This window comes from Aminobacter sp. SR38, from assembly GCF_014843375.1.
Lineage (GTDB): Bacteria > Pseudomonadota > Alphaproteobacteria > Rhizobiales > Rhizobiaceae > Aminobacter > Aminobacter ciceronei.
In genome coordinates, this window is the sequence record NZ_CP062116.1 from 44,440 (window position 1) to 56,134 (window position 11,695).

14 protein-coding genes are annotated in these 11,695 nt (G+C 55.7%); 4 read left to right on the forward strand and 10 right to left on the reverse strand.

Annotated elements, in window-relative coordinates; all coding sequences use genetic code 11:
* Positions 1-30: 30 nt before the first annotated feature.
* Positions 31-258, forward strand: coding sequence for a hypothetical protein (locus IG197_RS32050; RefSeq protein WP_192321054.1), 228 nt, complete (start codon positions 31-33; stop codon positions 256-258).
* A complete protein-coding gene (locus IG197_RS32055; RefSeq protein ID WP_192321056.1) occupies positions 258-509 on the forward strand; it encodes a hypothetical protein in 252 nt (83 codons plus the stop codon). The genes IG197_RS32050 and IG197_RS32055 overlap by 1 nt, the downstream gene beginning before the upstream one ends.
* Positions 510-540: 31 nt before the next feature.
* Here IG197_RS32055 and guaA read toward each other — a convergent pair whose 3' ends face one another.
* From guaA to traA, 10 genes are all read right to left on the reverse strand, one after another.
* Positions 541-2,118: a glutamine-hydrolyzing GMP synthase gene (guaA, locus tag IG197_RS32060; protein ID WP_192321058.1), complete on the reverse strand. Its 1,578-nt coding sequence runs from the start codon at positions 2,116-2,118 to the stop codon at positions 541-543.
* Between the two features lie 104 nt (positions 2,119-2,222).
* The gene (locus IG197_RS32065; protein WP_192321060.1) at positions 2,223-2,573 is read right to left on the reverse strand and encodes a hypothetical protein; all 351 of its coding nucleotides are present in this window, start codon (positions 2,571-2,573) and stop codon (positions 2,223-2,225) included.
* Positions 2,574-2,663: 90 nt separating this feature from the next.
* Complete coding sequence (locus IG197_RS32070) at positions 2,664-2,846, reverse strand: hypothetical protein (protein WP_192321061.1); 183 nt, start codon at positions 2,844-2,846, stop codon at positions 2,664-2,666.
* A gap of 8 nt (positions 2,847-2,854) precedes the next feature.
* Positions 2,855-3,172, reverse strand: coding sequence for a hypothetical protein (locus IG197_RS32075; protein WP_192321063.1), 318 nt, complete (start codon positions 3,170-3,172; stop codon positions 2,855-2,857).
* Between the two features lie 229 nt (positions 3,173-3,401).
* A complete protein-coding gene (locus tag IG197_RS32080; protein ID WP_210346936.1) occupies positions 3,402-3,806 on the reverse strand; it encodes a hypothetical protein in 405 nt (134 codons plus the stop codon).
* A 288-nt stretch (positions 3,807-4,094) separates the two neighbouring features.
* Positions 4,095-4,334 carry a hypothetical protein gene (locus tag IG197_RS32085; protein WP_192321067.1) on the reverse strand — a complete coding sequence of 80 codons (240 nt, stop codon included), beginning with the start codon at positions 4,332-4,334 and terminating at the stop codon, positions 4,095-4,097.
* 12 nt (positions 4,335-4,346) lie between these two features.
* Positions 4,347-5,573: a type IV pilus twitching motility protein PilT gene (locus IG197_RS32090; RefSeq protein ID WP_192321069.1), complete on the reverse strand. Its 1,227-nt coding sequence runs from the start codon at positions 5,571-5,573 to the stop codon at positions 4,347-4,349.
* A 148-nt stretch (positions 5,574-5,721) separates the two neighbouring features.
* A complete protein-coding gene (locus IG197_RS32095; RefSeq protein ID WP_192321070.1) occupies positions 5,722-6,615 on the reverse strand; it encodes a type IV secretory system conjugative DNA transfer family protein in 894 nt (297 codons plus the stop codon).
* Positions 6,612-7,115: a DotD/TraH family lipoprotein gene (locus tag IG197_RS32100; RefSeq protein ID WP_192321072.1), complete on the reverse strand. Its 504-nt coding sequence runs from the start codon at positions 7,113-7,115 to the stop codon at positions 6,612-6,614. The genes IG197_RS32095 and IG197_RS32100 overlap by 4 nt, the downstream gene beginning before the upstream one ends.
* 129 nt (positions 7,116-7,244) lie before the next feature.
* Entirely contained in the window at positions 7,245-10,997 is a 3,753-nt protein-coding gene (gene traA, locus IG197_RS32105) for a Ti-type conjugative transfer relaxase TraA (protein WP_192321074.1), read from the reverse strand.
* 230 nt (positions 10,998-11,227) lie between these two features.
* Between traA and IG197_RS32110 the strand changes: the two genes are divergently transcribed.
* On the forward strand, positions 11,228-11,434 hold the full coding sequence (locus IG197_RS32110; protein WP_192321075.1) for a TraC family protein: 207 nt from the start codon (positions 11,228-11,230) through the stop codon (positions 11,432-11,434).
* Positions 11,435-11,489: 55 nt separating this feature from the next.
* A complete protein-coding gene (locus IG197_RS32115; RefSeq protein ID WP_192321077.1) occupies positions 11,490-11,678 on the forward strand; it encodes a conjugal transfer protein TraD in 189 nt (62 codons plus the stop codon).
* Positions 11,679-11,695: the final 17 nt, after the last annotated feature.

Consider the following 11,695-nt stretch of genomic DNA (forward strand, 5'->3'; position numbering starts at 1 on the left):
AGAACACCGGTTACCATCTTTCGGCTAGGCGTGACACTCTACGATCTCTCGCCGGCCAATGAACGCCAGCTTGATTTACTTCTGAATGACGATCGCCAGCGCCGGCGTTGGGAGAATGCCAGCCGGGCAATCGACAACCTTAATGCGCGCTATGCCGGGACCGTCGTCAGCCTTGGCGAATGGCGGCCGCCGGCCGGTGGGCATGTCGGCGGCAAGATAAGCTACACGCGTATACCGTCCGCGGAGGATTTTTGGTGATGGGCTGGAAACAGAGTGTTCGCGTCGGAGACCTGGCTGACAATCAAAAACTGGAAGCCCGTTGCAAGGTATGCGGCCACGTCCACTATCTTACGCGCTCGATCGTCTGCAGCTCGCCCGAGAGGGAATTTCTCTACATCGACGAGCTGGAGCGGGAAACCATCTGTCGGGCGAGGGGATGCCGGGGCGGGATTCGTCTATCAATGGTCCGACTGGACGAGCTGAGCGGCTTTGTTGGCAGCTTGGCATGAAAGACGCTTACCGCCGCTCAAAGAGGCAAACTCACTCCCACTCGATCGTGCCGGGCGGCTTACTGGTCACATCATAGACAACGCGATTAATGCCTCGGACTTCGTTGATTATGCGCGTCGCGGTGCGACCAAGGAAGTTCATATCATAGGGATAAAAATCCGCTGTCATGCCGTCTACCGATGTCACGGCCCGCAATGCGCAGACGAAATCGTAAGTGCGGTAGTCACCCATGACGCCGACAGTCTGGACCGGCAGCAGCACAGCAAAAGCCTGCCAGATCGTGTCATAGAGACCGGCCTTGCGGATCTCGTCCAGGTAGATCGCGTCCGCCTTGCGCAAAATATCAAGCTTCTCGCGCGTGACAACACCAGGGCACCGGATAGCGAGGCCGGGACCGGGGAAGGGGTGACGGCCGATGAAGCTATCCGGCAGGCCAAGTTCGCGGCCGAGTGCGCGAACCTCATCCTTGAAGAGTTCGCGCAGCGGCTCGACAAGTTTCATGTTCATACGTTCAGGAAGGCCACCGACGTTGTGGTGGCTCTTGATCGTGACCGAAGGTCCACCGGAGAAGGACACACTTTCGATCACGTCCGGATAGAGCGTCCCTTGCGCAAGGAATGCCGGCGCACCTTTGCCGTCGGCGGCAATCTTCGCCGCCTCGGATTCGAAAACCTCGATAAAGAGGCGTCCGATCGTCTTGCGCTTGACTTCCGGATCGGAGACGCCTGCCAGTTCCGTTAGGAACAGGTCAGAGGCGTCTACATGCACCAGGGGGATATTATAGTGGTCGCGGAACATGCCGACGACCTGTTCGCTCTCGCCAAGGCGCATCAGGCCGTGATCGACATATACGCAGACCAGTTGGTCGCCGATCGCTTCATGGATCAGGATCGCCGCAACGGATGAGTCGACACCGCCTGAAAGGCCGCACAAGACGCGGCCGTCGCCGACCTGCTCACGAATCTTCCGGATCATCTCGGCGCGATAGGCCGCCATCGTCCAATCCGATTTCAGGCCAACGATCTTATGCACGAAATTGGAAAGCAGCTTTCCGCCATCCGGCGTATGCACCACTTCAGGATGGAACATGGTGGAGTAGTAGCGGCGCTTTTCATCGCCGGCGATGGCGAAGGGCGCATTCTCGGAAGTAGCGATAACCTCGAAACCGTCTGGCAATTGCGTCACCCGGTCACCGTGGCTCATCCAGACGGGATAGCGTTCGCCAGCTTTCCAAAAGCCGTCGAACAGCGGACTTGCCTTTTTGATTTCCACGTCGGCGCGGCCGAACTCGGCAGCGTGACCGCCCTCCACGACGCCCCCGAGCTGAGTGCATAGGGTTTGCTGGCCGTAGCAGATACCAAGGATCGGCACACCTGCGTCAAACACAGCTTGCGGAGCGCGTGGGCTTCCTTCCGTTGTTACCGATGCGGGACCGCCTGAGAGGATCACGCCCTTGGGCTGAAGCTTCTCGAACGCTTCGGCCGCGTTCTGGAACGGATGGATTTCGCAATAGACGCCGGCCTCGCGGATGCGTCGCGCTATGAGCTGCGTCACCTGGCTGCCGAAATCAATGATGAGAATGCTGTCGTTATGAGCGGTCTGGGTCATGGCGAGCCTTTAAAGAAAAGCTCTAATTCTTGCAATGACCGAAATTTAAGGAATCCAAGTTCTTTCGTTCCCGGCGCTCGACGCTTCTTGGTGTTAGACTTGCGTCAATGAATCCGGGCCTCTCGATATCGGCCAAGCAATTGAACAACGGAATCAATTACCTTCTTGGCTTCTTGCCATTTCGGAAGATCTCGCTCGCCAATGCGGGTAGCGATCGCTGCGAGCATCCAGCCGGCACACCCGACATCTTCGGCTGCCTTCAGTCTTTCGTGCTCGATGATACAGGCTTCAATGCCTGGACGAGGAGACGCACCGGGAACGATGATCTCGGCGATGCGCTGAAGGCCGGCATCATATGCCGCACAAATCCGGCCCCTGTCGGCCGCGTCAGATTCCATCACGAGATGCGCCGTAAAGGCGAGTGTTTTGGCTAGTGCGCGTGCCTCATCTGCCATGAATTCCGCCCAATTACATAACAATATCAATAGCTTAGTTCCATAACCTACGTTACGCGACAAGCTATTGATATTGCTGATATATTTCGTTTACCGAGGTGCAAACCCTTTATCCGCAAGCGCTCGCTGAATTTCCCGTCCGGCATCCCACATATGGTTGGCTTCGGTTTTGTCGCCAGCACGGCGTTCAAAATCGTCTGGCAAGACACGCTTCAGAAACTCGGCGAATGCCCAAGCCTGGTCGTCTGAAAGGTTGACCACTATTTCGTTCATTGCCCCACCTATCGTTGCGCCGCATCAACTGGCCTGAATGCCATTTCTTCCCAATCAGCCCATCCATCAATACTGCGATACCGTTGAAGCTCAATCCAAACATGACCCGCGGCATCGGAAAGGTTGGCTATCATACGGGCTGTATGCTTCGTAATTCTGATTGGCTCTTCACCATCAGATGATATGTTAATTGAACCATCTACTTCAAATTTAACGGCCAGTTGTTTTCCTTTGAGGTCGTCCACGAAACCAGCAACAACAGGTTCCCCGATCTCTGACTCGATGACGATTATTTTATTTCTCGGATAGGAAGCACCCATCGTCATATGTGAGAGCCCGATCTTTTCTTATTCGACCGATCGGAACGATGTCCCGCTGTAGCCTCGTCTATCAGCGCGCCGGCCGCACAGTAGATTTCGCCCTGCCGCCCAAATAACCTTTGCGACAAGAACGGCTGCAACTGTAATGATAAAAATCCTCATTTCCTGATCCGACATGTGTTTTGTCTCCTATCAGCCTCATAATCACAGCCATAAAATGCCGGGATCAAACACCCTAATTTTGCGGCGAACGGAGTAGGCAAAACTCTTCGCCCCGGAAACGCAGTGCAACATAGCTACATTGGTTCATATGATCGATCAAACAGGCTTGCTCCGGTGCTGCCATTTCTTCCATCGTACAACGCTCTTCTGCACATGTCTGACTGTAAATCTGACCGGTGGGAACATACGCGACGAAAAGCGAGGACTTCGGCCCCTTCGAGCTGAGCGTTTCATATGCAGCTGTCAACCTCTCGAAAGCCGCACGATCCTCCCCCACAGGGTTAAGGTCGATCCCCATCTCGCCAACTTCGCCGACCATTTTCATGTAACGCAGATGTTCGGATTCTGAACAAACAAGTCGATCAGCCTTCGCGGAGATCGAATAGGTCAAGACTATGGCACTGAAGATAGCCGCCATCTTCCGCATTATTTCCCTTTCCGTCGGCGCTTGAGGGCCGTGTAAAGTTTTTGGTTTCGCTGTCTTTGCCTCAAACCTCAAAAATCCGACAAACGGCCGCAATTAAGGTCGACACCGCCATCATCAGCTTGGACAACCCTGAAAGCGATCACTCCAGTTTGCACGTTGGAACGAACGTCTTGTTATCCCTTAACATGCCGCTGAAGGAAACAGTCTTTCCGGACTGCGGCTTGGCGACAATGATTCCAGTTTTAGATGTAGCCGACATCTGAACGCGTTCTTTTGTCGTCATTGTTCTCTTACTCCCAAGAAGCGCAGCCCTTTGTCGGTCGGATTCAGTGACCGCACACTTCCTTGCGTCATGACAGGATAGGAAATCTCAGCAAGCTCGTGATCGAGGAGCGTACGCAGCCGGCCCCAAGTCAAATCTCGATCCTCGCCGCGTATGATCAGTGTCAGGTCTCCCCGCGCATCTCGTTCCTGGGCCTCGGTCATGGGCCTAACTGCATACCAGTCCTGATCAGCCATCCCGTTTCTCCATTATGCAAGGATCTCGAACATCGACCGCGGAATAAAGCTCCGCGCCTCGCTCATAGTGATCCAGCCTTCGTCGACGAGCTTCATGGTGGATTGCGCGAGCGGTCGTGCAATCACCTTGTCGGACTTCATGCCTTCCTTCAGAAGCTGCCGCACCACAGCGGACCATCCGTCGATCGGCTTATCAAGAAACCGGTCGCGAACATCATCATCGAACACAAGGAACTCGCGGACTGCAAAGCGCCTTGTACCGTCCGACGTACGGATGAGATGCTGCGTGATGAAGATCTGCAACGAGCTGATCAGGTCGAACGCTCGGGCCGCCTGCTCCTCGGCGGGGAACTCCATAGCCATTCGCCGGAGGCCTTCGGCAACCGATCCGGCATGAGTGGTCGTATTGACGATGTGGCCCTGAATGCTGGCCGCGATGCAGCCGCTCATAGAGCCATGATCGCGTGCCTCACCGACATTGATGATCGCTGGCGCTCGCCGAAGGGATGACCAGATTCCGGCCGCGAATGTCGGAAGGTCACGGCCCTCCCCGATTTCTGATTGACCGATCAGGCTCGCGGAATCACCCTGCTCGCTAAGAATGTCGGCAAAGGTGAATTCGATCGGGGCCTGAAAGTCCACGATCTTTCGCGGATTCTCGTGGTTTTCGAGATGGTGACGGGTGATCGCGGCCATGGTTGTAGATTTTCCATGGCCTGTACCGCCAGCGATGACGATAATACCGGATTTCGGATTGAGGAACGGCCTCAACTCTTGTTCAAACTGAACATCGTCCAGGGTCGGCGTGCGCGACGGCAACGATCGCATCGTCAATTCGACGCCGGAACCACCATTTTTCGTGATCGGGGTTGCATTGACGCGGAAGCGATGCCGTTCATGACGACTGACTTGAACTTCATAGGAGAAGTCGAGGCATCGGCCCTGACGTAAGATGCTCGGCGCGTCACTCGATCGCCAGATATACGACAGCAGCAAATCGACCTCTGAGCGAAGCAACATGCGCTTGGTGCCGAAATGCTGGCGAGAATTGATCTGGATGCGTGGCCGTGCTTCCGACTGGATGGTAATGTCTGACGCTCCGCGCTTGCCGGCGCCAACAATAAATGTGTCGAAGATCTCGGGCGATGAATCGAACCGCGTCGGCTCCTCCTTCAGGACCGGTACGAAAGAGTCGGTTGGCTTGAAAGGAGTTTCGTCCAGACGCGTTTCGTCAATCATTTTCCTCGCCTATAGAGCCAATAGCCAGCGACCACGGCAATTATCACTATGACGATGATAAGACCGCCATACCCCCCTTCCTGCTTGCGAAGGCCAAGGGGATCGGCGGGATCAACCGCGGTTGTCTGGCTCGATGTCGAATTTCCGTTCATTTGGAGACCTCGAATCTCCGTGTGATTGGCTTCCAACGTCTCGGGTCGGAAACGAATGTCGCAGCATTCTCGATCTTCACGCGGCGCTGACCGATGAACAGCTCTTCAGGCGTACCCTTCGCGCGAACCTCACTCGAAGACACGACAAGGCTCTTGACCAAGCCGGCGTCTACAAGGCGTCGATATTCCACCATACCGAGATAGTCACGACGCAGAAGATTCATGTTTTCCTTCAGCGCTTCCTCAGCCTGCATGCGGCCTTGCCGCCAACCTTCGGCCATGTAGCGGTCCCAAATCTTCCGTTCCTCCTTTTCGGATGGAAGGAACTGGTCAGAGGGATCAGGCGTCTTATCGACACCCAAGACGAGATAATCCCTCCAGCTCGGTATCACCGCCACGAGGCGGCCCGGTTTCTCAATCCGGTAATATTCATCTGCAGCGACACTCTCGCGGCCGCCATCGGTGATCGTTATTGCTTCCTTGGCCCGGCTGACCACAGGAGGAACGACATATCCCGTTTCCTTCGGAGCTTTGTAGACCACATCATTGAAATTGAACTCCTGCGAGAGCCGTGACGACTGAGCCTCAAGCTCTCTAAGGATTTCCCATGTGCGCCGCTCATAGGCGGCCTGCGCCGAATAGGAGAGTGCTGCGTCACGCAATGCCGAGTAGCGTTCCGCATCAACGGCATTGGCCCCGGTCCCGCTGCGCGTCTTCCGGGCAAATTGCTCGTATGTCATCGGCGCGGCCGTCCCGCTTGTGAGGTTGTCCACCCCACCAAGCGTTGGCGGCGGAGGCGGTTCATCTGGCTTTGATGAACCAGTCGTGGTGCAACCGGCCAACGCGACAGAGACGGACAATGCGGCAAGGAGAGATGAAAACTGCTTCATAGCTTGGTGTCGTCCAGGTGCGGGACCGGGCTCTTTTCGGGCCGGGCGTAGTGAATCGTCATGACGCGTGCGAACTGGTCGATTTCGAGCCACGCACGCCCCTTCCCTTGGCCGAAGGCTTCCCGTAGCAGACCAAGGAGTGTCATGTCAGCCCAATGGACGGAAACCAAAATCGGAGATCCTGAACGCTCTCCCTTTGCCCTGACCGAATAACCCGCCAAGCGCGCCGCTTTCCGAGTTATGTCATCGAGAGTGCCGTTCCAGCGAGCGTCAACCGGCTGCAATAGCTCTTGTCCGGCTGTCTCTGGATGAAGCCTTACAGTATTACTAGCGTGTGGCTCTAATGCTTTCGTATATAGCGAAGCATATCGCTTTTCCTCATTCACGGTAGCCAACGACGAATCGAGATATTTCTTAACCGATAACGTATCGAAATTCTCTTTCTTGTTAGCGCAGGCACTCATCAGGAATGCCAGAGCCACAATTACTGAGTTCCGCATCAAAAGTCGCCTTGTCTCTCTTTATGGACAAGCGATCAAAGGAATGATCACCCTCTCAGATTCAGTCCTACCCAATTTGGCAGATTTTGCAATATACAGCATCACCAAAAGCGGCCATTTCCTACACTCTTAATGCGAAATTCCCTCGCCCCTCTCCCGGCCACGCACCTGCTGCTGCTCATGGGTCATTTCAATCTTTTGCGCCAGTTGAGCCGCCTGCACGGTCGTCGCAAGCTGATCGGCCTTGGCGTAGCCGGTCGCGAATGCCTCGATCCGCTGCTGATCCGCGCCGGGTATCGCCTGGGCGAGACGATCGCGATCCAGCTCGTTAGAACCCGGCACCCCGAAACGGTCGCGAACGGACGCAACGAACCGGCGCAATTCACCCATTGCCTGCTGATCATCCGCCGATCTGATCAACGTCCCCAAACGATCTGCAGGAGTTCTCTCGATACGTCCGACAAGCTCGCGTGCAGCCTGCGAAAGATCGTCGATTGGCTCTCGCATCAGGGAACGGAACCGCTGCTCGTCCTTCGTCAGATCATTCCTCAGATTGCCTCGAACTTGGCCGTAGTCCTGCAAGGCCGAGATCGCCGGCGAGACCGCCGCCAGCGCCTTTTCTCGCGCCCCATCATTACGACCGAACATGCTTCTGCTGCCGTGAAGCTCGCCAACAGATGCCGGATTATCACGAATGGATTGCGCGAAATCGGCGACTGGAACCCGCATGTCATCGACCCGGTTCCGCAGTGCAGAAAACACGACTTCCGGCCGCTGCCAAACAGCTGCAACCGCCGTCTCAAGACGGCGCGTTGCTGACTGCATGACCGGCCGGGTTTCCATCCGTGCCGCAACCGTCGCCTCGACGCTATCGCGCCAATCGGAGATAGCTGCAACAAAGGGTTTTTCTGGTGTCGCAAACATCGCCTGCCTCTTTTCATACTGTTCGACTACCTGCCTCTCTTTCGCTTCGCTGTTGAGCGTCTGCGCGATTTCGAGGCGCGTGAGATCCTGACCGGCTTTCTGCCCGGCATGGATCAATGGCCAGTTGTCGATGAAAGCCTCCCGAACCGACTCCGGTATCAGCAACTGAACTCGATTGCGATCATCGGCGCCGAGATCCGGACCGATGGCAACGACAGTCGCTTGCGGAACAATGGACGCAATTTCCTGATTGAAGCGCTGAAGATCCGTGGCGGCTGAACCATCCCTCAATTCGTATCCGGCACTCGTAAACCAACGCCGACGTGCTCGATCCGTATCGGAGATTTCGGCATGTCCTAGATTATGCTCCAATCGGGAAAGGGCCTGACGAACCGCAGAAGTCATTTCGGGGAATGTGATGTCCGGAACCGTTACGACCTGCCGCTGTGACGGTTGATATTCCGGCCGATGTTCGGCGGCTCTGCCCTGTTGTTGCTCGGGGCGAATGGCGTGGGCGAATTTCGTGCCGATGGCTTCCAGCCGCTCGGCAACCTTCGTGAAGCGCTCTCGCAATGCCGCAAGCTGATGACGGAACATATCCCCGATTTCGCTCAAAGATGGGATGCCGCGCCGCTCAGCAAATTCCTTCACGCTCTGGCGGTAATCGTCAGTCCGTTCATAAGCGAGCGTGGTATCCTTCATGCGATCGCGTGAAAGTGTGTCCACCAACTTATCCAGTGTCCCGAATTCATCGGAACCTGCATAAAGGGTCGCACTGTCTCGATGCCGGCTCATCGCAACATATGTCATGTGCGCGTCCATCGTTGGGCTCGCCAGAACGTGAGCACGATCGACCGTCGCGCCCTGGCTCTTGTGGATCGTCGCTGCATAGCCATAATCGATATTCGCGTAATCGTTCTGTGCGACGGTGACGCTTCGACCGTCAAACAGACCAATCACGAGACGGCCACGACTAGCCTCCTCGACATTACCGAACGAACCGTTCTCGACGCCAAGTTCGCGGCTCTTTTCCAAGAATACGATACGATCCCCAACTGCAAACTGACGCTGGCCGCGATCGGTCCGGAACCCATGTTCCTCCTGAAGCCCGCCTTCCTCTTTGATGACGGTACGGGCAGCCATATTCAAAGCGAGGACATCGACATTGCGATGCGCGAGCATCAACACATCAACGCCGGCCTCCCAATCGCTCCGCCAATTTCCGATCAATGAACTCCGGGCCGATGCGCCGTCGGGTTCGAGCTGGACAAGATCATGTTCGACATAGCGCCCGATCGCGCTCGCAGTATTCCCCTTGCCAAATTCGATGGTCGCATTCTGCATCCATTCTTCGCGCTGGCGGCGGACACCTGTAAGCTCAATATATCCAGCATCATCGGCAATGGCCCGGAAGGCGGCACCAGCTTCAATCGGCTGCAACTGGCGCGCATCACCGAGTAAGATGAGCTTCGCTCCGGCTTCCTCCACCGCAGAAACAAATCGCTGCATCTGCGCTGAACCGACCATGCCTGCCTCATCAAGTACAAACACGTCGCCCGGACCCAACTGGCGAAGGCCGTTCTTCCAAGACGCCTCCCAGGAGGCAAGTGTGCGGGATTCAATGCCCGCACTTTCCTGCAATCCGACAGCAGCTTTACCGGCCAACGCTCCACCTACGACACGTCTCCCCTCTCCCTCGTAAACCGCGCGTACCGCGTTCATCACAGTCGATTTGCCGGCACCTGCGTAACCGACCATGACGGCGATGCCCGCATTTTCAGTCAGTCGGGAAATGACAACCTTTTGCTCGGGGTCGAAATTGAAGCCGGCACGTTTCTCAACATCTGCGACAACCTTTTCAGCGCTCTTCTGATTGACCGCGAAACCGTCCTGACCGACAAGCGACCGTGCGGAAGCGATCATAGTCCGTTCGGTATCGAGCACTTCCGTCGTCGTATATTTTGCGCGTTCGATGATCTTGTCTGTCATCGGATCGAAGATCGGCGATGCGATCATCACCTGATTATCAAGCGCGCCAACGCGGAGGAACAGCGCCTGAAAATCCTCGTAAGAATCGGTGTAGCGATGGACTGTTCGCGCAACGTCGCGCTCATCGAAGACAGACTTTTCAGCGGTAATCAGCTTCAGGATGATGGAAGGATCTGCCATCACCTGCTGACGGCGTGTCGCTTCGATCTCTGCATTGATCTCGATGCGATCCGACTTCACCCCTTTCCGATCCATTCCCTCGGCGGTAGGTCCTCGGTGCATGGTAGGTTCGATGGCAATCCCCTGCTCCGAATAGGAGCGGTGGTCAACACGAATGTCGTAACCGTGTGAGGCGAGATGATGGTTCTGCACATCCGCCCATGCTTCTCTCAGCGTAGGGATGAGTTCCTTGTCACCGGCGAACTGGCGATAGAGCGCATGGCCGTTCTTCGAGAATTTCGGCTCACCATTCTCATCAACCGCGCGAACGTTTTTCGCTCCAAATCCCTCATTTGTCAGAGGCCGCAAGGCGCTCATGATATGAACGTGCGGATTGCCCTTGATCTCGTGATACGCCCAATCCGCCACTATCCCCTTCTTTGAAAAGTTCTCCTCCACGAATTCGCGAACCAGAGCGATGTTCTGTTCTCGCGAAAGCTCAACAGGTAAGGCAAGCGTCATTTCGCGAGCGAACTGCGCGTCCTTCCTGTTCTCGAAAGCCTCGACTTTATTCCAAAAGGCCTCCGATGCCTGAACAGGGGAGAGAGCCGCAAGAGCCTGCGCCCAATCTGGAGCGTTGGTTGGTATCGCGAATTCGCTGTGAACGTTTCCCCTCTTGTTGGAAAAATCATAGGACCGTTCATAGGTCTGATTAGTCATAGCGGCGCAATGGCGGTATGATGCCGCTGCGACCGCGCTTTGCCCGGTCGCCCTGCTCAAAACCTTCGCATGAAGATGAAATATCGCCATGCGAGCACACATAACAAGCAGGTATCGATTTGTCGATACATAAGTGCGCCCTTAGAACAGGAGCGCTGCGCGGCTCCTGACGGGACTGACAATGCGTTGGCTACGCCAACACCTTATTTCTCGGCGGTCTCGCTATCGCTCGACGTCTTTTCGGCTCGTGGCTATCTTGCCGTATAATGCAACTGGCAGTAACAATGCGGCTGTATCCAAAATTTCAACGGAGATAATACGTGGCTCGCACTTCAAAGGTATCGAAGATTCAGGATGAAATCGCACGGCTTCAGCAACAGCTCGACGCCGAACGCGCAAAAGAAGCCGACCGCCTCGGCAACTTGGCCGTTAAAGCTGGCCTCGCGGACCTTGACGTTTCCGACCGCGATTTGCTCAAGGCCTTGAAAGAGGTGGCAGACCGATTTCAAAAGGCACCCGCCGAATGAAGCGGGGCGCATAGCGCTCCTGCTTGGGAAACGGCAAAGGGAGTATCGAGACAGGATGGCCGCCAATCGACAGAAAGACGCTCATGAGAAAATCATGCTCGGCGGCCTCATAGTGAAGGCTGGCCTTCGCAGTGAAAACCCGGCTTTCATTCTCGGCGTTCTGCTGACTGCTTTCGAGCAGAAGGACAATGACAAGCTCCGCGCCGCCATGGTCGAAAAAGGCAGGAAGGCTTTTGAAAAATGATACGGAAACCGCCAGAG